19 protein-coding genes are annotated in these 24,721 nt (G+C 56.8%); 10 read left to right on the top strand and 9 right to left on the bottom strand.

The window, feature by feature from the left end; translation table 11 throughout:
* Positions 1 to 310: 310 nt before the first annotated feature.
* Positions 311 to 871, top strand: coding sequence for a hypothetical protein (locus GXX95_09755; GenBank protein NLT38426.1), 561 nt, complete (start codon positions 311 to 313; stop codon positions 869 to 871).
* Positions 872 to 1,095: 224 nt separating this feature from the next.
* Here the strand turns inward: GXX95_09755 and GXX95_09750 are convergent, their stop codons facing one another.
* On the bottom strand, positions 1,096 to 1,440 hold the full coding sequence (locus tag GXX95_09750) for a hypothetical protein (GenBank protein NLT38425.1): 345 nt from the start codon (positions 1,438 to 1,440) through the stop codon (positions 1,096 to 1,098).
* Positions 1,441 to 2,107: 667 nt separating this feature from the next.
* On the opposite strand from GXX95_09750, the gene GXX95_09745 reads away from it, so the two are divergent.
* The gene (locus GXX95_09745; GenBank protein ID NLT38424.1) at positions 2,108 to 3,955 is read left to right on the top strand and encodes a hypothetical protein; all 1,848 of its coding nucleotides are present in this window, start codon (positions 2,108 to 2,110) and stop codon (positions 3,953 to 3,955) included.
* A gap of 91 nt (positions 3,956 to 4,046) precedes the next feature.
* On the opposite strand, the gene GXX95_09740 is transcribed toward GXX95_09745, so the two are convergent.
* Together GXX95_09740 and GXX95_09735 are read right to left on the bottom strand one after the other, a co-directional pair.
* The gene (locus tag GXX95_09740) at positions 4,047 to 4,385 is read right to left on the bottom strand and encodes a P-II family nitrogen regulator (protein ID NLT38423.1); all 339 of its coding nucleotides are present in this window, start codon (positions 4,383 to 4,385) and stop codon (positions 4,047 to 4,049) included.
* A gap of 12 nt (positions 4,386 to 4,397) precedes the next feature.
* A complete protein-coding gene (locus GXX95_09735; GenBank protein NLT38422.1) occupies positions 4,398 to 5,645 on the bottom strand; it encodes an ammonium transporter in 1,248 nt (415 codons plus the stop codon).
* A gap of 447 nt (positions 5,646 to 6,092) precedes the next feature.
* On the opposite strand from GXX95_09735, the gene GXX95_09730 reads away from it, so the two are divergent.
* Positions 6,093 to 7,493, top strand: a complete 1,401-nt coding sequence (locus tag GXX95_09730) for a dihydrolipoyl dehydrogenase (protein NLT38421.1) — start codon at positions 6,093 to 6,095, stop codon at positions 7,491 to 7,493.
* Here the strand turns inward: GXX95_09730 and GXX95_09725 are convergent.
* Together GXX95_09725 and GXX95_09720 are read right to left on the bottom strand one after the other, a co-directional pair.
* Entirely contained in the window at positions 7,487 to 8,353 is an 867-nt protein-coding gene (locus GXX95_09725) for a PHP domain-containing protein (GenBank protein NLT38420.1), read from the bottom strand. The genes GXX95_09730 and GXX95_09725 overlap by 7 nt on opposite strands.
* 205 nt (positions 8,354 to 8,558) lie before the next feature.
* Positions 8,559 to 9,080 carry a CBS domain-containing protein gene (locus GXX95_09720; GenBank protein NLT38419.1) on the bottom strand — a complete coding sequence of 174 codons (522 nt, stop codon included), beginning with the start codon at positions 9,078 to 9,080 and terminating at the stop codon, positions 8,559 to 8,561.
* 90 nt (positions 9,081 to 9,170) lie between these two features.
* Here GXX95_09720 and GXX95_09715 point away from each other — a divergent pair, with 90 nt between their 5' ends.
* Both GXX95_09715 and GXX95_09710 read left to right on the top strand, forming a co-directional pair.
* Positions 9,171 to 10,427: a methionine adenosyltransferase gene (locus GXX95_09715; GenBank protein ID NLT38418.1), complete on the top strand. Its 1,257-nt coding sequence runs from the start codon at positions 9,171 to 9,173 to the stop codon at positions 10,425 to 10,427.
* 228 nt (positions 10,428 to 10,655) lie between these two features.
* Positions 10,656 to 12,626, top strand: a complete 1,971-nt coding sequence (locus tag GXX95_09710) for a hypothetical protein (GenBank protein ID NLT38417.1) — start codon at positions 10,656 to 10,658, stop codon at positions 12,624 to 12,626.
* Between the two features lie 90 nt (positions 12,627 to 12,716).
* On the opposite strand, the gene GXX95_09705 is transcribed toward GXX95_09710, so the two are convergent.
* Positions 12,717 to 13,901 carry an FprA family A-type flavoprotein gene (locus tag GXX95_09705; GenBank protein ID NLT38416.1) on the bottom strand — a complete coding sequence of 395 codons (1,185 nt, stop codon included), beginning with the start codon at positions 13,899 to 13,901 and terminating at the stop codon, positions 12,717 to 12,719.
* Between the two features lie 120 nt (positions 13,902 to 14,021).
* On the opposite strand from GXX95_09705, the gene GXX95_09700 reads away from it, so the two are divergent.
* Positions 14,022 to 14,669, top strand: coding sequence for a DedA family protein (locus tag GXX95_09700; protein NLT38415.1), 648 nt, complete (start codon positions 14,022 to 14,024; stop codon positions 14,667 to 14,669).
* Here GXX95_09700 and GXX95_09695 read toward each other — a convergent pair.
* The gene (locus tag GXX95_09695) at positions 14,666 to 16,438 is read right to left on the bottom strand and encodes a ribosome biogenesis/translation initiation ATPase RLI (GenBank protein ID NLT38414.1); all 1,773 of its coding nucleotides are present in this window, start codon (positions 16,436 to 16,438) and stop codon (positions 14,666 to 14,668) included. The two genes, GXX95_09700 and GXX95_09695, sit on opposite strands and share 4 nt — an antisense overlap.
* A 103-nt stretch (positions 16,439 to 16,541) precedes the next feature.
* Here GXX95_09695 and metG point away from each other — a divergent pair, with 103 nt between their 5' ends.
* Both metG and GXX95_09685 read left to right on the top strand, forming a co-directional pair.
* Positions 16,542 to 18,758, top strand: a complete 2,217-nt coding sequence (metG, locus tag GXX95_09690) for a methionine--tRNA ligase (protein ID NLT38413.1) — start codon at positions 16,542 to 16,544, stop codon at positions 18,756 to 18,758.
* Positions 18,755 to 19,414, top strand: a complete 660-nt coding sequence (locus tag GXX95_09685; protein ID NLT38412.1) for a PHP domain-containing protein — start codon at positions 18,755 to 18,757, stop codon at positions 19,412 to 19,414. Before metG ends, GXX95_09685 begins: the two co-directional genes overlap by 4 nt.
* 77 nt (positions 19,415 to 19,491) lie before the next feature.
* Here GXX95_09685 and GXX95_09680 read toward each other — a convergent pair whose 3' ends face one another.
* A complete protein-coding gene (locus GXX95_09680) occupies positions 19,492 to 19,821 on the bottom strand; it encodes a dynein regulation protein LC7 (GenBank protein NLT38411.1) in 330 nt (109 codons plus the stop codon).
* A 265-nt stretch (positions 19,822 to 20,086) separates the two neighbouring features.
* Between GXX95_09680 and GXX95_09675 the strand changes: the two genes are divergently transcribed.
* Together GXX95_09675 and ftsZ are read left to right on the top strand one after the other, a co-directional pair.
* The gene (locus tag GXX95_09675) at positions 20,087 to 21,247 is read left to right on the top strand and encodes a hypothetical protein (protein ID NLT38410.1); all 1,161 of its coding nucleotides are present in this window, start codon (positions 20,087 to 20,089) and stop codon (positions 21,245 to 21,247) included.
* A 132-nt stretch (positions 21,248 to 21,379) separates the two neighbouring features.
* Positions 21,380 to 22,618, top strand: a complete 1,239-nt coding sequence (ftsZ, locus tag GXX95_09670; protein NLT38409.1) for a cell division protein FtsZ — start codon at positions 21,380 to 21,382, stop codon at positions 22,616 to 22,618.
* 59 nt (positions 22,619 to 22,677) lie between these two features.
* Here the strand turns inward: ftsZ and GXX95_09665 are convergent, their stop codons facing one another.
* Entirely contained in the window at positions 22,678 to 24,600 is a 1,923-nt protein-coding gene (locus tag GXX95_09665) for a phosphoadenosine phosphosulfate reductase family protein (protein ID NLT38408.1), read from the bottom strand.
* Positions 24,601 to 24,721: the final 121 nt, after the last annotated feature.

Raw genomic sequence — 24,721 nt, 5'->3', positions numbered from 1 at the left:
TGAGCGAGTGGTCTATGCCTGACCATGAAATGATGATCGTTCCCTCGGACCCTCTCTTTCTGGCACCTCCTTTCATTGAGGAGTTCCAGACCATTCTACAAATCCCTAGATCCCATTCAACAAAATTTGTGCCTGCCCGTCACCTCTTCATGACACCATCCTCAATATCCAAGCATCAAGAAGCATTACCATCTTGCTCAGAACAACAAAATGTGGCTCTGACCCGATATTAAAAAGAATTAAATAACGCATGCTAGAGAATAACATACCGTTACTAACATCATTAGTAACAATGGGGGAGGAATGTTGAATGAGTCTTTCGAAGTTGAACATTTGGCTGAGAGACGAGGGGTGCAAACCTGTTGGTAAGAAAGAATGCGGTTATGTGAACATCTACCATTGCCGAGACCAATGGACCGACCTTGAATTAAGCAAGCCAATTCCTGATGAAGCAGCTAATGTGGAGTTGGAGGTTCCGCCTGGATGCTATATGCTCCAGGCATGCGTGCGATTCACGGAATCGTCAGATGACTGCCTCTTCACCGAGAAGGTGATGGTGGTCGTGGGGTGCAATCAGGAACTATGTGTGAATCTGATAGTTCCTCAGATGAAGACCCTATCACTTAGGTACGTGATACCTTTTATAAAAGAAGCTAAATTGAAAAAAATTCCAGAGCGTGATATTGTAGTAGCTGCTCAAACCATCATGGCAGTAAGTGGACTAACGAAAGATGAAATGAACGGAATCATGGAGCCTAAACGAAGGTGCATAAAGACCTCCAAGATGTCAGGCAAAAAGTTGGAGGATATGTCAAAAAAGATATCAAAAGATAGTGAGGATATAGTGCGTATCATCAAAGCGTTGCGGTAAAACCCCTTACTTAACCAGGCCTGAGAGCAGAAATCCTTCAATGGAACGTAAATTCGACAGATCTAGCTGCGTATTTGGAGCGCGTCACAGTGTGCGCATTCCTAATTACTCGCCTAGCCCCCTCTATTTAGAACGCCGAGGTCGAGGAACTTTGTTCCAGTATTCCATGCAATTCATAATATTTATTTTGAACAGTTTTTTTTAGCATAATCTTTCAATCATATTCATTTTAGGCGTTCTTCATCTGGCCTATACCGTTCTTCAACAGTGAAAAAAATAGTAAGGCGAAATAAAGCCCCCTCGGGGCAGAACATGGGCTCATCCCATTGAACCCTGACAATCTGCGAGGAAATTAGGTAAGATATTATACGTTCGGGCGTTTGTTGAATCGTGAATAAATGATCGATTATTGTCAGGTCTGCAAGAAGGATGTTGAGTTGAGGGACCATTTTTGCCCCTACTGCGGGAGGAACCTTTTCGCGAGGAAGAACAGGGTCAAATATGGTAGCAACACAACATCCAGGATAAATGCCACTGGAAAAAAGGATTAATCGCTTTTCCAGCTCCATTTTTTAACTTTATGAACGTCGCCCCCTATGGGAGCATAATCCCCTGTTATGGTGAAGGGGCGTTATGCTTAGTTCCTTGCCCTAGTACGGGCTAGAACCTTTCTATTGTCCAAATCCCAGGGAGGTGAATGATCCACCGTATTTAAAAATCATAGAAAGGGTAACAATGGTAGTCGTCATTTCACCTTCCACGACTGAGCTCCGTCCTCGGATTCTAGGTCCACTCTGCATCCTCTGCAGATACGCCCCTGGTGCATAATCTTCTCTTCATTTCGGCTATCCCTAAAGACGTTCCTGTATCCAAAAAGGCCTCTCTTCTTGCACCTCATGCATTTGTTGCGATACACCTTGTTGATCAGGAATAGCGAGATGAAGACACAGGCTACTAGGAAGAACTCGGCTGAAGGTACATCTATTCAGCTCCCCTACGATAGAATAACGGGGTCCGATAACAAATCTTTTATCATGGTGTTGTAGAATAAATTTTTTATATCTTTCTCAGGTCCAGATCGGCCTTTCGTCATTGTTATCGAAGAGTATCCTCATGTTACGGAAACGTACAGCTCAACATATTGAATTAAAATACAACGAACCCGATTAGCTCGCTCAAGGTAATCTCTGGGGATTGGAGTATATTATGATGGCTCGAACTATGGCAGCATGCCGCATGGCAGTTTGTATCACAATCGTTACCTCTTTGCTCTCGAGCAGCATCGCTATCGGCTCTTTTACTGCGAGCGCGAGCACAGAGACCGTGACAGTACTCCGTGATAACATCGAAAACCCGGCCTGGACCTGCGATGATGCCTGGGACCAAGATAACCGGGAGAAATGGATGAGGAGCGATACCAATCCCAGCTCCGGCGTGGATACATGGTGTCACTCCACCCACAGGATGCATGGGGGAACTCACAGTGCATGGGTCGCCGTCATCGGCACCAACAGCATATCCCTGGCCCGGGGCGAGGGTAACGTTGGTAACTACGCCATAGACAGATACGATGCCAACATGTCCGCGTACATGCGCCATTCCCTTACCCTCGACCCATCTCAGGGAGACGGGACCCTGACCTTCTACTACTGGGCAGACACTATGGCCAGCAATGCTCCGGGAGGTTACGATCATCTTCAGGTGAGCACGTCTTCAAACAATTCCACCTATGACATCAAATGGACGCAGCCTAGCGCCAGCGTCACCACATGGACCATGGCGACGGTGACCATCCCAGCCAACACCAAGACCCTCAGCTTCGACTTCGTAAGCGGGGCCTATTCGTCGGGCACGGAGATGAAGGAAGGAGCGTACGTGGATGACATCCTGGTGACGCAGGATTTGGTCCCTTCATGGTCATCCGTGGAAGCCCTACCTGCGTACTCGCCCGCAGTTTTCCCCATCGAGGTCAATGCGGACACCAGCCAGGGGACGCCGGAGAGCGTCCGGCTGTACTACAAGACAACGGCCAACTCGACGTACACCCTGTACCATGATCAAATGGTAACGGATGGCAACTTCCCCTATGGGTCACCCATCTACTTCAACGCCTCCTTGACCGGGGGCGAGGCTCAGTACCAGTTCCTCAGCGTTGCCGTCGGAGGGGGGACCACGGAGATCCAGCCATCGAGCCCGGATACCTCCACGACTGTTGATATGAATCCTCCGACGACGACCATGACCCACTCCGGTAACGGGCCGGTGACTATCCACCTTGCTTCCACTGACCAGCGCAGCGGTGTGGAAAAAATCGAGTTCAGCCTGGACGGTATGACATGGAACGTATGGAACCAGGATATTACTATTAGCAGCGAGGGTTTGCACAACCTCAGCTACCGGGCGACAGACAATGCAGGGAATGTGGAGGAGACGCGTACAACCACCATCTTAGTGGACCATACCTCGCCCGTGACCACATACTCCATCGATAGCTCGGCTAACATCACCTTGACAGCGCGCGATAGCACCTCGGGGATCAACAGAACATACTATCGCGTTGATGGGGGCGTATGGTCTGTGTATGCCTCTCCCTTGCAGATCAGGGATGGTGGGCATCAGTTGCTCGAGTTCTACTCTGTGGACAAAGCCAATAATTCAGAGACCACTCGGACGTTGAACCTCGAGGATATCCCGATAAGCAACATCGCTCTCACTCTCGGAGAGATGCGAGGATCCTACGTTCCCGGAGAGACAATATCGATCTCCTGGAGCGTGGACGACCCATCAGGGTTGGTGGACCACTACGATATTCTCCTCGATGGTGTGCTGGTGGGAGCGATCGGCGGCGATACACACAACTTCGACCTAGCATCACCGAGCGAAGGTGACCATGATCTGGTGATCAATGCTGTGGACAGCGGTGGCAACTCTACCCAGATCAGCAGCCCCATCGTCGTAAGTGGCTCCTCGACGAACGGAGCAGCCCCCCTAGGTCTTTCCTGGGAACTATGGATCATAATAGCCATCGCGCTCCTGGTATTGGCGCTGTTGGGACTGATCCTCTGGCGGAGGAAGAAGAGGTAGCCTCTCAAAGAGATACCAAGCAGGAAAAAAGCGTGGGGGTGGTCTCCCTCCGGCGACCGTTCCACGCATGTACTTGAAAAAAAGAGCGGGGTCAGAGGGCCTCGTTGCCCTCCTCCCCGGTGCGGATGCGGATGCACCGCTCCACATCGCTGATGAATATTTTGCCGTCGCCGATCTCACCGGTGCGGGCGCCGTTGATCAAGGTGTCCACGATGGCGTCCACCTTCTTGTCGGGGACCACGATGGTGACGAGCATCTTGGGCAGGAGGTCCACGCGGTACTTTCCCGCGCGGTTGATGAACTCCAGACCCTTCTGCTCCCCCCGGCCGCGCACCTCCTGGACGGTCATACCCGATATGTCTATTGACTCTAAGGCCGCCTTGACCTGGTTGAGCTTCTCATGCCTGATGATGGCCTCTATCTTTTTCATATCTCACCCTCCTCAGCTGTACGCGTTCTCACCGTGCTGGACTATGTCCACGCCGATCCTCTCCTCTTCCTTGCTGATGCGCCACTTAGGCCACACTGTTACCATGATCTTCATCAGGACGAAGACCACCACGAACACGAAGGCCCACACAGCCCCCACGGCGGTGAGCTGCTTGACCAGGAGGTCGATGCCACCACCGTACAGGAGGCCTTGGCTGACCACCGCGGGGTTGACCGCGGAAGTGGCCAGGAAGCCAGTGGCGATGGCGCCGAAGGTACCGCCCATGCCGTGGCAGGCCCAGACGTCCAGGGCATCATCGAAGCCCAGCCTCTTGCGGAGCTGGATGGCACCATAGGAGATGACGGGAGCTATCGTCCCTATGACCATGGCACCTGTTGTATCGACGAAGCCACTGGCCGGGGTGATGGCCACGAGGCCCACGACCACGCCGGTAATCATGCCAAGGACGCTGGTGCGGCCAAGGTGGATGTATGATACTAGCCCCCAGACCACACCGGCCACTGCTGCCGCTATCGTGGTGACTACGACGGCGTTGACAGCGATCTCGTTGGCGCCCAAGGCGCTGCCGCCGTTGAAGCCGAACCAGCCGAGCCACAGGAGGGCGCCGCCGAGGACCACGAACGGTATGTTGTGCGCCGGCTCCTCCGTGCAACCGTTGGTCCTGGACAGCCTTTTCCCGATGACCAGGGTTGCCGCAAGGACGGTCACACCGGCCGTGATGTGGACGACCGTGCCCCCCGCGAAGTCCAGGGCCCCCATCTGGAAGATCCAGCCCCCACCCCAGACCCAGTGGGCCACGGGGATGTAGATCAAGGCCGTCCAGATCGTCAGGAACACTGTGACCGCGGCCAGCTTCATGCGTTCAGCTATGCCACCGATGATTAACGCCACTGTGATGATGGCGAAGGTGGCCTGGAACAGCATGTAAAGCAGAGGCGGTATCGAGGTGGGGAACCACGCTAAGGCCGGTGGTTCGGAGAACACACCGATACCGTTCATCAGGAGGAAGTCGAAGTTACCGATCAGCCCTCCATTGTCTGCACCGAATGCAAGGGAAAACCCAAACACCACCCAGATGATGGTGACCACACCCATTACTATCAGGCTCTGGCCCAGCATGGAGAGCATGCTGTTCCTCTTCAGCATGCCCCCATAGAAGAACCCCACCGCGGGGGTCATCATGAGGACCAATGCTGTGGATATTAGCATCCACGCGATCGCTCCAGTATCGTATGCCATCTGATCTTATCTCCGATCTTTGTGAGGGATGTCACCCTCCGATGCGGGCCGACCGACCAATAATATTCTTCACATGAAGAATTTTAATGGTCATTTGTATCGTCCCGATTCAAGATGATAGACAAATATATAGATAAACTCTTTGGTAAGAGACATTAGAATAGAATATATAATAATACTAGACATTTGTATGTTGAGACTCATCTAATCCGGATCAAGGGGCTATGATGCACCATTTTTTTCCTTAAGATAATTCAAAAAAAATGGCTTAGATATTTCTCTGGGTAACTGGAGAGGTAGGTTCTGAAAGGATCGCCTAAAGCCAGGTCAGGGTGTGATTCGTTAAAGAATCAAGGTTGAGCGAGGTCCTATCATCATACTCACTTAGCACAGGCCGCTGACTAAGTCAATATAGTCCAGGAGCGTTTCTCGTGGAGGTGCGTTAGTGTGGAGAAATTCGACCTAATCATCATCGGTTCCGGGGCCGGTCTCAACCTTGTGGATGCGGCGTTGAACAAAGGCATGAAGGTAGCTCTGGTGGAGAACGGGCCGCTAGGCGGGACCTGCTTGAACCGAGGCTGCATTCCCTCGAAGGTGTGGACCTACCCAGCCGAAGTGATCCGGGAAATGGAGGAAGGGGCCCACCTGGGGATCCGTCCCAAGCTCGAGGGCGTGGATTTCGATACCATCCGCAGGCGCACCTGGGAGGTCGTGCTCAGGGACAGGGGGAACATAGAGGATGCGGTACGTCAGGACCCCCGATTGAGGTTCTACCAGGTTGCCGCCAGGTTCGTGGGGGACCATGCTCTTCAGGTCGGGGACAGCACCATCCGCGCTTCCAAGTTCGTCATCGCCGCGGGCGCCCGCTCCATGGTGCCCGCCATCCCTGGCATCCAGGACGTTCCGTTCAAGCTCTCCGAGAACATCTTTGAGATAACCTCTCTACCGAAAAGCATCATCTTCCTAGGGGGCGGCTACAAGTCATGCGAGTTCGCCCACTTCTTTTCGGCCATGGGTGTTAAAACATCGATCATCCAGAGGAACGTTAGATTGCTTCCCGATCAGGAGCCGGAGATAGGATACGTGGTGGAGAAGAAGCTGGGGGAGCATGTCACCATTTCCACCGGACAGACCATCTTGGAGGTGAATAAGGCGGGCGACGAGGTGGAAGTGGTGAGAAAGGACCTGGACAGCGGCCTGGTGGAGAAGGAAAGGGCGGAGATGCTCTTTCTGGGAACAGGAATGCAGAGCAATGCCCCGGACCTCAACGTGCAGGCCACCGGGGTCAGGACCGATGCCCACGGCTATGTGATCGTCAACGATTTCCTGGAGACCTCCTCTCCAGGCATCTGGGCTCTGGGGGACATCACCGGACGTCACATGTTCCGCCACACCGCCAACTACGAGAGCCAGGTGGTATGGTACAATATCAACAACAAGGAGAAGGCGCAGGTGGACGAGCATGCCATCCCCTCCGCCGTGTACACGTACCCCACGGTGGGGAGCGTGGGACTGACCGAGGCCGAGGTCAAGAGCCGGGGGATCAGCTATCTAGTTGGGTTCGCGAGATACTCAGATGTGGCCAAGGGTACCGCCATGGGCGACGACTATGGGCTCGTCAAGGTCATCGTAGAGAACGGGTCCCAGCAGGTCCTTGGTGCCCACATCGCGGGGAAGCAGGCCGATCTTCTGGTCCAGCAGATAACGTTCATCATGAACGCCGAGAACGGTTCTTACCGGCCCATGGCACGCAGCCAGGTGATCCATCCATCGCTCAGCGAGGTACTCATCAAGGCTCTGAACAACCTTCACGATCCCTCCGTACCTCCGCACTCGCACGATCAGTAGAAGTGTCCAAGGCGTCCCAGTACCGAGGACTTACCGTTCTCCTGCTTCTCGGCCTGCACCCGGAACAACTTCTGGCTTATGATCCCCATCAGGAACGGTATAGGCGGGAGTAGATAGACGAAGGAGCCAGTCAGGGCCCCCAGCTTCTGGCCTAGTTTCAAGGTCTGCACCCGGGCGATGATGGGGTCATCGGTCGGTTCCTTATCCAGGCCTAGGAAGGAACGGAGAATGTATTTGTCCGAGGTCGCGATGACGCTCATGCTCCATGCAATGGCCTTGTCCATGGGAATGACCCTCCCTCCGGCATCGGTGCGCTTCCCCAGGATGGCCTGCCTCAGTTCCTCGGCCGTACCTCCCTCGAAGGTGGTGTAGGCCATTCCCACTGTGGGCAGGTAGTGAGAATCGGAGCCTCCGGTGCGGGCGAACTTGCCAGATAGGGCTTCCTTCTGAGCTCTAGCATTGGCGTAGTCGTCGATATGACCGCCGTTGAGGACCTCAATGCCGTCCAGTCCGATATCGTTTATCCTCTCGCCCAGGCAGGGGCAGTGCAGGCTGAAAGGATGCGGAGCTACAGCGAGACCGTCTTGCGACCGGATCCGGTCCATGGTATCCTCGATGGAGAGGCCAGCGGGGATCTCCTCATTGATGAACAGGGCAAGAACCTCCCCGTCGGCGGTGGTGACCTCCTCGCCCATGATGACCTCGATGCCCGGTATGCTCTTCGCCGCCTCGAGGGCCTTCATGGCACCTGCGGTGCTGTTATGGTCGGTTATGCATAGGACGTTGATCTTCTCCGCCAAGGCCTTTCTCACAACTGCCGCGGGATCGGACACGGACTCGGGAAAACGCAGTGGGCCCATCTTATGGACCCCTGAATATTTCGTATGGACATGAATATCTGCTCGGCCCTGCACGCCACTGGATAAAATCTATCAGTGATTTAATCCTATGCCGCCCTTGTGCGCAAGGCATTTTTTATGAGCTGGAACATCACATAAAAGGGACAGCCCGATCGCTTCCTGGCTAAGGGTGCTAGGCATCTGAGCCCTTCCGGGCCGGGCGCACCTAGGTCCTTTTTATCAGGTCCGTCTTGGTCAGAATCCCCACGGTCCGGTCGCGGTCCATCACCACGACCGCTGGGAACTCCAGCAGCATGTCCCGCACAGTGTCGGCGCTGGTGTTCCCAGACACCGTTGGAGGGGGATCGCTCATGACCTCGTCCACGAGAGTGGAGTGGGCGTCCCCCTGGAACTTCATAAGGTCCTCCTCGGTGATCATGCCCACGATGTGTCCCTCCCTCAGGACGATCAGCTGGGAGACGTTCTTCCTACGCATGAGGCGGGCGGACGTGGAGACATCATCGCTCGCCTGGACGCTATAGATGGTGGTGGTCATGTAGGCCGAGCAATGGTCCTTCTCCTCCTCCTTCAGGCACTGCATTATCCTCTCCACCGTGGAGAACCTGGGGTCAACCTTGCCGCCCTCGATCTTGGCAATGTGTGCCTGCGAAACCCCGGCCTTCCTGGCAAGGTCGGTCTGGGACAGTCCTACCTTCTGCCGTAGACGCTTTATCTCAGAGAGTTCCATTATAACCAACAGTTATAGATTTATACCTCAAAAAATGCGTTAAAGTATATATACTCTATTGTATTCTCCTCGTCCCAAGTGTGATTAGAAATGGTCAGCCACTTTTTCACCTCTGAGTCCGTCACCGAAGGTCACCCGGACAAGCTCTGCGATCGGATATCCGATGCCGTCCTTGATGCCTACCTGGCACAGGATCCCAATGCCCATTGTGCCATCGAGACCATGGCCACCACAGGCATAGTGGTCGTGGCGGGGGAGCTCAAGACCGATCCCTGCAAGCGGGTGTTGGTGGACGCGGACAAGGTCATCCGGCAGGCGGTAAAGGACATCGGTTACGACCAGCCCGAGTATGGATTCGATTCCGAGTACATCAGCGTGCTCTCGTCCCTCCACGATCAGTCCCTGGACATAAACATGGGCGTCTGCCGCGAGAAGAAGGGCAAGAAGCTCGCTACCGGCGCAGGGGACCAGGGGCTCATGTTCGGATACGCCACCGATGAGACCCCGGAGCTGATGCCTCTCCCCATTCTCATGGCCCAGAAGCTGGCCATGCAGCTAGCCAAGCTCCGCAAGGAGGGGACGCTGCCGTGGCTGAGGCCCGATGGCAAGACCCAGGTGACCGTTGAGTACGAGGACGGTGTGCCCAAGAGGATAGACACCGTGGTGGTGTCCACACAGCACGCGCCGGAGATCAATGGCGAGGCCGACGATGCGAAGGTGCACGCTATCATCGAGAAGGCCATAAAGGAGAAGGTGATCAAGCCGATATGTGGGAAGTGGGTCGACGGCAAGACCAAGTACCACATCAATCCCACGGGCAGGTTCGTCATCGGTGGACCCAGCGGGGACAGCGGCCTCACCGGACGCAAGATCATAGTGGACACCTACGGGGGCATGGGCCGCCACGGAGGCGGCGCGTTCTCAGGTAAGGACCCCACCAAGGTGGACCGTTCCGCTGCCTATATGTGCCGATACATCGCCAAGAACATCGTCGCCGCGGGCCTGGCCAAGCAGGTCGAGGTGCAGGTCGCCTATGCCATTGGCGTCGTTCACCCTGTCTCGGTCATGGTGGACACCAAGGGTACCGCAGTGGTGTCCGAGGAAAAGATCGCCAAGGCGGTGACCCAGGTTTTCGACCTCACTCCCGACGGCATCATGGAGACCCTTGACCTCCGGCGTCCCATCTATCAGCTGACCTCGGCCTACGGCCACTTCGGAAGGAGCGAGCCAGAGTTCACCTGGGAGAAAGTAGATAAGGTCGACGAGATGAAGAAGGCCTGCGGTCTAAAGGCCGTCAAGTCCACCAAGATCAAGGCACGGAGCAACGGGGTCAAAGCCTCGGGCTGAGAACCAACGGCGAAAGCCCTTTTCCTTCAATTTTTAAATCACGTACAAAGTTCGTTCCAACTCTCCGTGCCTGGCCTTTTACACAGGCCGCTTCCCTGGCGAGGCACCGACAGTATAAGGGAAGCAGACACCTTAGGTCGTACCATCGCCTGGTCCGTAGCAGATCCCTCGCGGAGTCGCTCCTTTTTTATCTGGATAGTCTATGTGGACATAGTCGAAGGTGATGGGATGAAAAAGGTCGCGGCCATGCTGCTAGCAGCGGCTCTGCTGATATCCGGAGCCGTATTTGTCTTTGGAAGCTCCCATGTGGCGCAGGACGACCCCAGCGGGGCGTCCACTGTGGTGGGAACGGACAGCTCATTTCGTGCGGGTTCAAGGATCCTAGCTTCAGAAGGTGCCGACAATGGCGATTTGCCTTCGGAGCCTAAGAACGTCATCCTATCGCCTTCTGGAAACACCTTCCAGGTGACGTGGAACGCCCCTGATTATACAGGTACTTCGTCCATAATCGAGTACCGTGTCTTCTGGGACATGGTTCCTGGCACCAGGACCTACTCAGCCTCCGCGGGAACCTCCCTGACATACACCATTTCCGGCTTGGCCGAGAGTACCACCTACTACATCTCGGTCGCGGCCTTTAACAGCGGCGGCCAGGGTCCGTTCAGCTCCGAGGTCTCCGGGCTAACGGCTGCCAGGCTGGGCGAGCCCAGTGCGCCCATGGTCGTCTCGGTCGTCAGCGGGCCTAGCTACAACCAGATCTCCTGGTCAGCGGCCACGGACACTGGCGGCATACCCTTGACCGGATACCTGGTCTACCGTTCCGACTCCCCCGGGAGCGAGGTCCTACTCGCGGACACAGGATTGAACCTTTCTTACAACGACACCTCCGTGGTGAACGGACAGACCTACTACTACGTCGTAAAGGCCTCTAACGGCATCTACGAGGGAGAGTCCAGTGATGTGGTCCAGGGCACTCCGCATACGGTCCCGTCCGTACCTGAGCAGGTACAGGCAGCTCCCGGGTTGAAGAGCATAACCATCAACTGGACGGCCCCCTACGATGGGGGGAGCGCCATCGACGGGTATCTGTTAGAGTATGGAACCTCCGTTAACGACCTCTCACACAGCGCCCTGACCGGCAACGTGACCGAGTACACCCTTCTCGGCCTGTTTGACGGCACCTTCTACTCCTTCAGGATAAGTGCGCACAACTCCGCGGGATTCGGACAGGCGTCGACCATCTTCCAGCAGACCACCTTCGGTCCGCCCGCGGCCCCCATGGCGGCCGCGACCAGCGGCCTGTCCTTCGTCAACATCACGTGGTCGGTCCCCCCCTCGGACGCCCCCATCACTGAGTACAAGATATTCAGAGGAACGGTGTCAGGTGAACTGGCAGCGTACGCTACCGTGAACGAGACATTGTTCTTCAACGACACGATGGTAACCAACGGACTGGAGTACTTCTATGCAGTGGCGGCTGTGAGCGATGCCGGAGAGGGGGCCATGAGCGATGTGGCGGTCGCCCATCCCACTGCCCTGCCCGGTGAGATCACCGATCTTCAGGGCCAGGCAGGACCGATGACCGTGACCCTGTCATGGAGCCCTCCGGCTGATGGGGGTGCTTCCATCATCGCCTACAACGTGTATCGGGGCGCGGATGAAGGGTCATTAGCGAAGCTCGCCGCGGTGACCGATATGACGATCAAGGATACCAGCGCTGTGCCCGGGACCGCATACGTATATGCCGTGGCCGCGGTCAACGCCAATGGAGAGGGACAACGGTCCATGGTAACGGCCACCTCTCTGTACCCTCCCCCCACGCCCACCGATGTCAAGGTGGTCCGCAGCGGCGATTCCGCGGTGATCACCTGGTCCATGCCCGAGGGCAACTCCTCCTCAGGCGAGGTAGGAGGTTTCGTGGTATACCGTGCAGTCGCCGGGAGTAACGATGATGTCATCGGGCTGATCACCGACAGTGGGGCCAGGAGCTTCACCGATATCAATGCCCCTACCGGGTCCTCGAGCTACCGTGTCGGCGTCCTCAACATGGATTCCAGCATCAGCCCCTCGGTCAGCAGCCTGGTGGTCCTGGAGGGAACTGAGTCAGGTCTCAACGTTCTCCTCATCCTCCTGCCTCTGGGCCTCGGAGGGGCCTTCCTGCTCATCTTCCTGCTGAGACGGAAGCACAACATGGTGTGATGGGCCCGGAAATCCTTTACATCCCTCCCATCCTGGTCCGGACCAGTAGATAACGGAGCCTTAGGAGAGACCGAGACCGATACGTGGCGCTCAACCGCTGCTCTTCTCCTTGATCTTCAGGCCGATGGTCCTGCCGAACTCCCGGCATTTCCGGCGCTCCTCCTCCTGAGGAACGAACCTCACCTGGTAGGGCTCCATGGGAAGCTCCAGGCCGCTTCCCTTGAGCAGGTCCTGCGCCATCTTTACGGCCCCTCCGGCCCATCCATAAGATCCGAACACCGCCCCGATGCGGTTGGTGGGCCGTAGGCCCCGGAGGTAGTAAATCATGTCCGCGACAGAGGGGAACAGGTTGTTGTTGAGCGTGGGGGAACCTATCACCACCGCCCGGGAGTCCAGCACCTCTTTCATGACCTCGCTGCGGTCGGTCTCGCCCAGCTTCATGACCCTGACCTCGACCCCCTCGGAGGCGATCCCCTCGGCGATCTCCTCGGCCATGATGCGAGTGGAGTTCCACATAGTGTCGTAGACGACGACCGCCTTCTCCTTGGTACGGGAGCTGGACCACTGAGAGTACAGTTCGAATATCCTTCCCAGGTTCTTACGCCAGATCACCCCATGGGACGTGGCGATGATCTTGATGTCTATGTCCTTGGCCTTTTGGATGGTCCTCTCCACCTGGGAGTTGAACAGGAGTATGATGTTGGCATAGTACTTCGCCGCCTCCTGGTAGAGGACGTCCTGGTCCACCTCGTCGTCGAACCTCTTGGTCGTGGCATAGTGCTGGCCGAAGGCATCCATGCTGAACAGGACCTTGTCCTCCTCCACGTAGGTGAACATGGAATCCGGCCAGTGGAGCATGGGCGTGTCTATGAACTTGAGCGTCTTCGTTCCCAGCTTGATCTCCTGACCGTCCTTGACCATCTCCGTCCTCAGCTGGGGGAAGTGAAGGCGGAGACCTTCCACCCCCATCCGGGATGCCAGTACCGTAGCCCCGGTCAGTTCCTGCATCAGGGGCAGGCTGCTGGAGTGGTCCATCTCGGTGTGGTTAGATACAATTATATCGATCTTCTGGGGGTCCATGACGCTCCCTATCCTGCTCACCATCTCCTCGAAGAACGGCCTCTTGACCGTATCGATCAGGATGTTCTTCTCCCCGGTTATGAGGTATGCGTTATAGGTCGAGCCCATGGAAGTGGAATATCCGTGGAAATTGCGGATGTTCCAATCGATAGCCCCGACCCAAAAAATGCCGTCCGTTACTTGCACCGCTTCCATGCTCTCACCTAACGGCCATTGGTAGGCATGGCAGCCTATGAAACCTTTTCGTCAGGTCGATGAATCTCGCCCGAGAAAATTTAATATAGATAGATGCAGTGGCAATCGGCAATGGGCTTCATAGAGGGATTGATAGCTTGGGGAGTGGAGCTCATCATGGGGATCCTGGGATTCCTGGGTCTGCCGGGCGTGTTCACGCTAATGACCATTGAGAGCATGTGCATACCCATTCCCAGCGAGATAGTGCTGCCCTTCGCCGGAGCTTTAGTTTATCAGGGAAGGATATCGGTCTTCGGCGATTCCATCCTGGACATGCTGATGGTGGCCCTGGCAGGCACTTTTGGCTGCACAGTAGGATCGGCGATAGCTTACTATGTAGGTCTCAAGGGCGGCCGCCCCCTGGTCAAGAGGTACGGCCGCTACATACGCATGAACGAGAGGCACCTCGACCTTGCGGAGTGCTGGTTCAGAAAGTATGGGGACTGGGCGGTGTTCGGCTCCCGGCTCCTTCCGGTGGTCAGGACCTTCATCTCCCTCCCGGCGGGGATGGCATGCATGCCTTTCAAGCGCTTCATCGTCCTCTCCACTATCGGGTCTTTCCCCTGGTGCCTCGTACTGTCCTACATGGGATTGGTGCTGGGAGAGAACTGGCAGACCATAGAGGACCTGTACCGCCCGCTGGAGATCGTGGTGCTGGTGGGAGCGCTGGCCCTGGTGGTCTACTACGTCATCAGGAGAAGACAGCAGAAGATGTACTGTCCTCCTTAGGCTCCACTGTAGTAGTACTCCCCTATCTCCTTCTGTTCCCTATCCAGTCTTGATCCGGGCTTGTTGATCCGCGGCCTGTTGGTGTCGTTGTCCCGCCGGAAGGTGACGTCGACGTTCTTGAGGAACATGTTCATGCCCACCCTCATATCGAACGGTCCGTTGGCCTTGCCTTCGCGACCGGGGATGCCATCGAACACCATCATGGAGTCAGAGACCATGTCCAGGAAGTAGATGTCATGGTCGACGATGAGCGCGCTGCGTCCCCTCTTCTCCATGACCCTGCGGACGGTCTTCGCCGCCTCCATCCTCTGGTTGGAATCAAGGTACGCGGAAGGCTCGTCCAGGAGGTACATGTCCGCCTCCCGGGACAGGCATATGGCGATGGCCACCCTCTGCAGCTCCCCCCCGGAGAGGTTGTTGACGTTCTTATCATAGAGGCGTTTGAGCATCAAAGGATGGGCGATCTCGCTCTCGAAGAAGCCTGACTGGAAGAACTCGAGGTTGGTGGCGGTGAACAGCTCCAGCACCGTGCCGTCGAAGTCAGGGGCGATATATTGCGGCTTGTATGAGACCTTGACGCTCTTGTCCACCGACCCCAGTGTCGGCTCCTGAACTCCGGCCAGCATCTTGACGAAGGTGGTCTTCCCGATGGCGTTAGGGCCCACCACACCTATGGACTCCCCGATCCTGATGGTGCCCGGCTCCACCTTGAGCTTGAACTGTTTGAAGTCGCACTCCATGCGGTCGTAGTCGAGGAGGTGGACGGTGAGCTGGCTGTCCCTGGGAGGATGGGACTCGAAGCGGATCTGGGTATCCCGGAAGCGGATGTTCTCCTCCCGCATATATCCGTCCAGGTAGGTGTTGATGGCTATGCGCACCTGCCGAGGGTTGGCGAAGATACCGTACGCCCCCTCGGAACCGTAGACCAGGTAGGCATTATCGGCCAGGAAATCGAGGATGGCGAGGTCGTGCTCGATGACGACCACCTGCTTCTCGGCCGCCAAGGACTGGATCAAGCGAGCGACCTTAATCCGCTGATAGATGTCCAGGTACGATGAAGGCTCATCGAAGAAGTAGGTGTCCGCGTCCTTCAGCAGCGAGGCCGCGATGGCCACCCTCTGCAGCTCCCCTCCGGACAGCTTGTCCAGGGGACGGTCGATGACCTCATGCAGGTCCAGGAGTTCCGCGGCCTCGTCAGGGGTCATCCTTTCCGCGACCTTGCTCAGCAGGTCCCTGACCACGCCCTTGGCCACCTTGGGGAGCTTGTCCACGTACTGGGGCTTGAGCGCCGTGCGAACCTTCCCTGCGTACACCTTGGTGAGGTAATCGCCCAGCTCCGTTCCTGAGAGCCTATCTAGGACCTGCTCCTTGGAGGGAGGGTTATCGTACTCTCCGAAGTTGGGAACCTCATCCCCTGACAACAGTTTGATGGAGGTGGTCTTACCGATGCCGTTGGGACCCAGAATGCCGGTGACCAGTCCTTTCTTGGGGACGGGAAGGCGGTAGATGCGGAAACCGTTCGTTCCATACTGATGCATGAGCTCGCTCTTCAGCTCCTCCGGCAGGCCGATGATCTTGATGGCCTCGAAGGGGCACTTGTGCACGCAGATCCCGCAGCCCACGCACAGCTCCTCAGATATCACGGGACGGCCGCTCTCGCCCATGACCACTGCCTCCACGCCCGTGCGCACCTTGGGGCAGTAGTTCCTGCACTCAGAGTTGCACTTCTTGGGCTGACAGTGGTCCCTCAGCAGAACGGCTATTCGCATACTGTGCGCAATATGGGCCATCCGATAAAAAGTTGATTGTGATGCCATCCACGGGACATGCGGTCAACCTTAAATCCTTCTTCCACAATGCGTTGGCGATATAATGGTCAAGGTTCTAGTGTGCGTCGCGTGGCCGTACGCCAATGCCCCCATCCATCTGGGGCATGTGGCCGGCTCGCTCCTCCCCCCGGACATCTTCTCGAAATACCACCGCCTTCATGGGAACGAGGTGCTCATGGTATCCGGCTCGGACCAGCATGGTACGCCCATAACGGTCAAGGCCGAGAAGGAGGGGGTGACCCCTGAGGTCATCGCCGAGCGCTACCATGAGATCAACAAGAAGGCCATCGAGGGCCTTGACATCCAGTTCTCATTGTTCACCAAAACGCACACGGAGAACCACTTCGAGGTTGTAACCGATGTGTTCCAGACCCTTAGGGACCATGGTTATCTTTACAAGAAGGGCACCCTCCAATACTACTGCCCGAGGTGTGAGAAGTTCCTCCCCGACCGCTACGTGGAAGGTACGTGCCCTTCCTGCGGCAACGAGAAGGCCAGGGGGGATCAGTGCGAGAGGTGCGGCAAGGCCTTCGAGGGCGGTGAGCTGGAGAAGGCCGTGTGTGTCCACTGCAGCACCGCGCCTGAGCTTCGAGAGACCGAACACTTCTTCCTGAAGCTGACCGCGTTCCAGGACCGGCTTATCGAGTGGATCTCCGGCAAGGAGGATTGGAAGAGCTCGGTGAAACTTTTTACCAAGAACTGGCTGGAGGCCGGGCTGGCGGACCGCCCCATCACCAGGGACATGTCCTGGGGTGTGCCCGTTCCGATGCCGGGGTGGGAGGACAAGGTCATCTACGTGTGGTTCGATGCCGTCATCGGCTACCTCTCGGCTTCCAAGGAATGGGCCAAGATGGTAGGGCGACCTGATGCCTGGAAGGAGTACTGGGCCGATCCCGCGGTCAATGGCTATTACTTCCTGGGCAAGGACAACATCCCCTTCCATACTATCATATGGCCGGCAATGCTCATGGGATATGAGGGTCTGAACCTACCGTACGACGTTCCTGCCAACGAGTTCCTTACCTTCAAGGGGGACAAGCTGTCCAAGAGCCGGGGCAACTCCATCGACATCCCGTCCCTCCTCAAGAGCTACCAGGTGGACGCTCTCCGCTACTACCTGGCGGTGAACATGCCCGAGAACAAGGACTCGGAGTTCACCTGGGAGGACTTCGAGACCAAGATCAACAACGAGCTCGTGGCCACCCTGGGCAACTTTTACCACCGCGTTCTTAGCTTCACCTTCAAGCACTTCGGGGAGGTGCCCAGCTACCACGGCACCGAGGCCCAGAAGCAAGAGTTGATGGAGGCCATCGAGAAGGCCCGCGCCGAGGTCGATGAGAACCTCCAGAAGTGCGAGTTCAAGCGAGGGCTCAAGGCCATCATGGACCTGGCGCAGTTCGGGAACCGCTACTTCGACGGCGTGGGACCATGGGCGCTGATAAAGAAGGACCGGGAACAGTGCGGCTCAGCGCTGTACCTCAACCTGCAGCTGGTCCAGGCGCTGGCTGTGATGAGCTACCCCTTCCTGCCGCGTTCGGGAGAAGGAGCATGGAAGCTGCTGGGACACCAGGATACTGTACTCAGCAAAGGTTGGGAGAACATCACCGCCCCTCTACCGGAGGGACAGAAGCTGCTCGAGCCCAAACCCTTGTTCTCCAAGATCGTTATCGAGAAGGACGATGCCGATGCCGCCTTCAAAGGCTTCGAGAGCCTGAACCTGAAGGTGGGAAGGATAATCGATGCCCAGAACCACCCTAACGCGGATTCACTTCTTCTGATGCAGGTGGACATCGGAAGGAAGGTGCAGATAGTCGCCGGCCTGAAGGCCTACTTCACGCTCGACGAGCTGAAAGGGCGGAAGGTGGTGGTGGTGTCCAACCTGAAGCCCGCCAAGCTGCGCGGCTACGAGTCCCAGGGGATGCTCCTGGCAGCCGAGTCCGGGGACCTGGTTACCTTGCTGGCACCTCCCGCGGAGGCGGAGCCCGGCGATCAGGTGAGCAGCGGCATGACGCCCGGGGAGAAGCAGATCGAGTTCAAGGACTTCCAAAAACTGACCCTCACCATCGGGGAGGTCCAGGAGGACGGGAGCATAGATATCGGCAGAAAGTTGAAGTGCCGCTGTCCTCCGGGAATGGGGAGGTCCAAGGTCCCGGTGTTCCTGCCCTCGCCCGAGGCCGATGAATGCCTGGTGTTCTTCACCGAGAAAGGCTCTCCCGTCACCGCTGACGAGCGACTCCCTAATGGGGCCACGGTGCGATGAAGGCAGATCTTCACGTTCACTCCACCCACTCCGATGATGGCCATCAGACCATAGAAGAGATCATCGACCGCTGTCGCCAACTGGACATAAGGGTTTTGGCCATCACCGACCACAACGACATGGGTGGCTGCGAGGAGGCGATGCGCCTCGGTGAGGGTATGATAGTCATTCCCGGTATCGAGATATCCTCCAAGGGAGGCCACATACTGGGTTTGGGATTGGATCGCCCCGTCCCGCGAGGCCTGGAGGTCGCTGAGACCATCCGTCAGATCCATGAGGCCGGGGGTATCGCCATAGCGCCGCACCCATACCGGATGTCCACCGGGCTGGGGGAGAATAACGTTAGGGATAACGACTTCGATGCCATAGAGGTGGCCAACGGCCGCTCCCGCCGGGGAGGGAACAGGGCCGCCAAGGCGCTCGCGGAGGAGCTGAGATTGCCGGTCATGGGGGGGAGCGATGCGCACGACCAAAGGTCCCTGGGACGCGCGCTCACCGAGGTCCCCGACGACTGCCGGACCGCGTCTGAGGTCATCACCGCCATTAAAACCGGGAGGTGTAAAGCTATCGGAGCTGGTCAATCCTCTACACGGTCATTGAGCTCGGCGATAATGAGCACCTCTCGATGGTTCAGGCGCGGCCTGAAAAGAATGTGACAGCTCCGACAAGTTCACTGGGAAAACGGATGGCCATCTGAGAATCGAATAGTAAGTGGTTTGTTAAGAGATCAGGCTTAGATGATCATCTCGACGTTGGACATGATCTTCTTCGTCTGAGAAGCGATCATCTCCCGGTCCCCGCCATGGTCCACGAGGATCGCCAGGAGATACTTGGGGCCAATGCTGATAAGGATCAACGTCTGTTCCGTCAGCTCCACCGACACCTTGTTCAGCTTGTCCTTGAGTTCTGAAGAGGTCGTCTCTGCTGCCCCGATCATGATGGCGGACATAGCCGCATAGGTCTCACGGTGAAGCCCCTTCAAGGGACCGCCCATGACATACATGCCTCCACGGGACACCAGGGAAGCGTCCAGGACATGGTCTAGCTTCTTTATTTCGTCCAAGGCGCTCCTTACGGGTGACATCTCATTCATGTTTCTACACGCTTCCAGGCTAAATGTTAATTGAACATCATCCATATATAAGTTTTGATAATATTGTGGACTGGGTAGTACATCAGCGAAGAAAATTGGGGGCAAGAGGTTCGCCATCATGCAATAGATAGAGAACCAATAATGACAATGAAAAATATTTGTTATCATAATATTAATCTGGTCGGCAAGCTATTATTAGTCGCCTAATAATTCACATCATCAGTCTGTGAAGCTCATGCCGTTGGGGAGTATTCTGGGGAAGAAAAGCGACGAGGAGCGCATAGAGGCCATTATCGTGGATTCCTTCCCTTCGAACCAGGACTCCGACATCGAGAGGGCACAACGGAAGATCGTCAAATGGGCGGAACAGAAACCGTTGGAGACGGTGACCGTCCTTTTGAACCACTATCATGACGATGATGAAAGGATACGCAGGCCGGTCAGGCAGACCCTGAACGAGCTCAGCAAGGACACCATATGCATGGAGGCCATCATGACCAACATGGTCCACCCCAGCAGGACGGTCAGAAAGGCTGTGCAGAGCTTCCTGGGTGAATCTGTCGGAGCTCACGCGGTCACCTATGCCTCCATATACGAGCAGACAATGCTCCTGGTGGCCATGGCCAAGAGGAAGGACGTCCCCGTTGAGGACATCGTCTCCCTGGCGGACCTTTCGAAGATGACCTTCCTCGATGGGGAGACTATGAGAGCCATCAGGGACATCGGCCTATGTTTGGACACCATCAAGCACCGTTACCGTAGCTCCGAGCAGCTGAAGGACTATCTTGCGGAGCTCCTGAAGATGGCCCCCGACCTCTCCCGAATGGGCATATACGGAGGATCGATCGAGGAACCCCTTCGCAAGGCCATGAAAGCAAGCCGAGAGAGGACTTACGATGATACCAGCACAATCATCGAGGAGCGCAATAAGGAGTTCCAGCTGCGAGGCGACCTTCTGACCCTGGCCAACGAGGTCAAGGACAGGGTCAAGGACAGGCCTAAGGTAACGTCGTCCGACCTATATGCGGAGGACAGGGTGGAGATGGCAAGATTATACGACCTCATCGATCGGGTCAAGGCCCTGGTCCTTGACAACGAACGCACGGAGGCCAAGGTCTTGCTCCAGGAGCATGTAGATGATTTCCTGCAAAGATACAAGGGACCCTTGGAGACCAGAGTGCACGATCAGGACCGTGCAGCGACCTTCGTGCTGTATGCCCAGTCGCTCGCCTTCGTCAAACTGGCATCCTACCTCATACCAACTACGGCCGAGGATTTATACCAGAAGGGCTTCCGGCAACTGGAGGACAGTCCCAGTATTCACGTGGTATTGTGGCCGGAGACCGTCATCGAGAGGTCCGTGATTGATGTCAGACAATCGTCAGACAAAGCTTGACCCCATTTTTTGAATTTTTACTGGATAGGACGATGATATTAACTTTCTAATATTCAAATAATAAAAAAATCACATCCAGTCAACAACATTTATATCGCAGATAGTCGGTCTCGTCAGACGAGGGATGCACTAATGCCAAATTCATTGGTAAAGAACGCACTTGGTAGTGAATACAAGGAGAAGTATGCGGTCCAACCGCAAGCTGCTCCAGCTCCTGCTCCACAGCAGGACATGTCGGATGCGGACAAGGAGATCATGAGGATCGCTGCTCAGCTCGATGTCTGCATCAAGATCATCGGCTGTGGCGGGGGCGGTTCTAACACCATCAACCGCTGCGTGGACGCTGGAATCAGCGGCGCGCAGCTTTGCGCCATCAACACGGATGCCAAGCACCTGCTGACCATCCGCGCACCGAGGAAGATACTGATAGGGAAGAGCACCACCCGGGGGATGGGCGCCGGCGCCCTGCCGGAGAACGGTGAGGCGGCCGCTAGGGAGAACGACAACGATATTCGTCAGTTCTTGACCGGCTCCAACATCGTCTTCGTCACCGCAGGAATGGGCGGAGGCACCGGAACCGGCTCGGCGCACTATGTCGCCTCCATCGCCAAGGAGCAGATAAGGGCTCTCACCATCGGCGTGGTCACGTTCCCCTTCAAGGCCGAGGGCACCGTTCGTGCCGAAAACGCCATGATCGGCCTCAACAAGCTACGTTCCGTGTGCGACACCACCATCGTGGTCCCCAACGACAAGCTTTTGGAACTGGTCCCCAAGCTGCCGGTCGACGCTGCCTTCAAGGTCGCCGACGAGGTGCTGATGCAGACCATAAAGGGCCTCACCGAGATAATCACCAAGCCAGGCCTGGTCAACCTTGACTATGCTGATATTCAGACGGTCATGAAGGAAGGCGGGGTCGCCTTCGTGGGTATAGGAGAAGGCAACACGGAGGAGGATGACAGGGTGAAGGCCGCGGTACATGAGGCGCTGACCTCCCCGCTGCTGGGCGAGATCAACCTCAAGGATGCCAAGGGCGCCCTTATCCGCGTCGTAGGCGGGCCGGACATGTCCGTAGGCGAGGCTCAGAGGGCCGCAGAGATCGTCACCAACAGCGTCAACGAGCGCGCGCGGATCATCTGGGGTTGCTCGGTGGACCCGGAGCTGGAAGGCACCATCAAGATCCTCTTGATAGTCACCGGAGCGTCCTCCAAGTACATGTACGGCAAGGGAGGGGCCCCCACCAGCAAGCTCGGTGCTCTGGAGGATGAGGTCGCTAAGCCCAAGCTCGGTGGCCAGCCTCAGCAGTACAAGCAGCAGCCTCAGCAGCAAAGGCCATCCCCGATGGATGACGACGGCATCGATTTCGTGCGGTGAACGCGGGGGCAATCGAGACGCGCCGGAAAACCCCTTCCCAAATATATTCGTCAGGAAGGTCAGAAATCAAAAGCGCTGTCACCGAACGTGATGGCTGGGCACGGTTCCATGCAACGTCCACAGTGGATGCACGATGCAACATTGACATGAACACGGCCTAGCACCAAGCTTAGTGCACCCTCGATGCATCTTCCGGTGCAGACGCCGCAACCGACGCACTCCTCGGCCTTGACCACCGTTCGACGCACCCCTTCCACTTTTTCTTTTAACTTTTCAGCGTCCGCATCCTTGGCGATGAGGGCCCCGGCATCGAAGATGGTGACATTGTCCACCATCACCCAGCCCTCCTCCTCGTTCACGGTCACCTCGCCAAGCATATTGAGGACGTTAGCCACCCGGTCCAGGTGCAGAGGGCGATCGAAGGCGCCTTCGATGGAGTACCCCATGGTACATGGGGACACTCCCCCCTGGAGGAACAGCTTGAGGTTCTCGGCCGACCCCTCCTCTGCGTCTCTCGAAGCTCTCACTGAGAAGCCCGCCCTGTCCACCTCCTGGATTATTGAAGGAGGCACCTTCTTCCACCTCCACATTCCCAGTTCCACCCAGGAGGTAGGGAGGCCTCTGCTGGAAGCATGGCCGTGGAGCTTTTCCGACCATTCTCTGTAGTTCGCGCAGCCGTCCTCCACCACTTTAAGCTCGGCCAGGTCTGAGGCGGGGCACATTATGCATCCGATGCGGTCCAGACCTCGATCGTACCAAGGGTTGTATGGCTCCCCATCTCCGATGATGAGGAGCCATACATGCAGCGCCGTCCAGTTCTGTATGGGAGAGGCTCCGATCTGCCCCGGCGTCCATGGGTTCTGCCACACTCTGGGCTTGGCAGCGCGGGACTCGGACTCGTAGCGCCTCTGACCTATGAAGGAGAGGACCCCTTCGGGAAAGTTCTTGGCAATGGCCCGGACCGTAGGTCCCAACTTATTGGTCTTGCAGCACCACCGGTAGTCCCGTCCGGGCGGACCGAACACTCTGAACCCTTCCTCAAAAGCCTCCCGGGGAGCCTCCTCCAGGATCAGCCTGAGGTCGTGGCGTCGGGCCACGTCATGGACATGCTGCAAGGTCTCCGGGAACTCCAGGCCGGTGTCGAGGTATAGAATGGGAAGCTTGACCCCCGTCCTCAGTCCCAGCAGCAGTGTCGCCAGTGAGTCCTTGCCTCCCGAGAACGAGACCACGGCGGGGAGGCCATTGTTCTCGTTCATTATGCGGTGCATGAACTTTACGGCCTCTGTGATCTTGCGGTCCATCTCCGGGTGGTTGGCCTCCAGCACCTCCGTCCATCCCGAAGCGGCCTTTGATGGAGGTGCATCCTCGGGGGCCTCCATCCACCGCACCTTCACCGCCATGCCCTTGGCCCCCATTTTCATTTCCTCTGAGCACATGCGTGCGATCCCCGAGGCGAAGGCCCTTCCCTGGCGATCGACAACGAGCACCTCATCCCCTACGGAGATCCCCTCGCTTCTGGAGACCACCCCTGGTGCCAGGAGGTTCGAGCCATCGAGGATGGGCTTGATGGCGCCGTCATCGGCCGTGACCACCGCGCGGGATGCGATGGCCTGCATGGCCTTGGCCGCGGGCATCCGGGCCAGGAACGTCCAACCCTTTCCCAGGTCGTAGCGCAGGGTTCCGGTCACGGTTCCGTCCACCATGACCTCATCCATGCGGTCGAGCGCCGGGGCCTTGTTCATCAGCGCGAAGTGTCCTTCCGGCAGTACCGCCGCCCCGCAGCCCGGCCCGAACTGCCTGTCAACGACCTCCCTCACGAGCCTCACATCCCATGGAGATGCAGGACGGGCATCGCCCGGAGGTGTTATCTCCATCTGCCTGGTCGCACCACCGCAGCGACCGCACTGCTTGCTCTCAAGGACAGGAACGTTGCACGGATCGCACCATCTCAGAGGTATCTTGCCTAATCGGACCAGGGCCACAAGCTGCGGTTAGTCATAGGACCATTATACATTTTTCGAAAAAAACGAGGCCTCATCTGGACCACGACCATAATGTCGAAGCTAGTTTATACTGGTAATTTATTAAAGGCGAGATTTGAGG

The sequence above is a fragment of the Methanomassiliicoccus sp. genome (assembly GCA_012719175.1).
In the GTDB taxonomy this organism is placed as follows: Archaea; Thermoplasmatota; Thermoplasmata; order Methanomassiliicoccales; family Methanomassiliicoccaceae; genus UBA6.
This window is presented reverse-complemented; position numbering and strand designations above follow the sequence as displayed.

What these genes read in the sequence shown, in the direction of transcription:
- GXX95_09755 (NLT38426.1), top strand. Translation starts at nt 311, where the DNA reads ATGAGTCTTTCGAAGTTGAACATTTGGCTGAGAGACGAGGGGTGCAAA.
- GXX95_09750 (NLT38425.1), bottom strand. Translation starts at nt 1,440, where the DNA reads ATGGAGCTGGAAAAGCGATTAATCCTTTTTTCCAGTGGCATTTATCCT.
- GXX95_09745 (NLT38424.1), top strand. Translation starts at nt 2,108, where the DNA reads ATGGCAGTTTGTATCACAATCGTTACCTCTTTGCTCTCGAGCAGCATC.
- GXX95_09740 (NLT38423.1), bottom strand. Translation starts at nt 4,385, where the DNA reads ATGAAAAAGATAGAGGCCATCATCAGGCATGAGAAGCTCAACCAGGTC.
- GXX95_09735 (NLT38422.1), bottom strand. Translation starts at nt 5,645, where the DNA reads ATGGCATACGATACTGGAGCGATCGCGTGGATGCTAATATCCACAGCA.
- GXX95_09725 (NLT38420.1), bottom strand. Translation starts at nt 8,353, where the DNA reads ATGGGCCCACTGCGTTTTCCCGAGTCCGTGTCCGATCCCGCGGCAGTT.
- GXX95_09720 (NLT38419.1), bottom strand. Translation starts at nt 9,080, where the DNA reads ATGGAACTCTCTGAGATAAAGCGTCTACGGCAGAAGGTAGGACTGTCC.
- GXX95_09715 (NLT38418.1), top strand. Translation starts at nt 9,171, where the DNA reads ATGGTCAGCCACTTTTTCACCTCTGAGTCCGTCACCGAAGGTCACCCG.
- GXX95_09710 (NLT38417.1), top strand. Translation starts at nt 10,656, where the DNA reads ATGAAAAAGGTCGCGGCCATGCTGCTAGCAGCGGCTCTGCTGATATCC.
- GXX95_09705 (NLT38416.1), bottom strand. Translation starts at nt 13,901, where the DNA reads ATGGAAGCGGTGCAAGTAACGGACGGCATTTTTTGGGTCGGGGCTATC.
- GXX95_09695 (NLT38414.1), bottom strand. Translation starts at nt 16,438, where the DNA reads ATGCGAATAGCCGTTCTGCTGAGGGACCACTGTCAGCCCAAGAAGTGC.
- metG (NLT38413.1), top strand. Translation starts at nt 16,542, where the DNA reads ATGGTCAAGGTTCTAGTGTGCGTCGCGTGGCCGTACGCCAATGCCCCC.
- GXX95_09685 (NLT38412.1), top strand. Translation starts at nt 18,755, where the DNA reads ATGAAGGCAGATCTTCACGTTCACTCCACCCACTCCGATGATGGCCAT.
- GXX95_09675 (NLT38410.1), top strand. Translation starts at nt 20,087, where the DNA reads ATGCCGTTGGGGAGTATTCTGGGGAAGAAAAGCGACGAGGAGCGCATA.
- ftsZ (NLT38409.1), top strand. Translation starts at nt 21,380, where the DNA reads ATGCCAAATTCATTGGTAAAGAACGCACTTGGTAGTGAATACAAGGAG.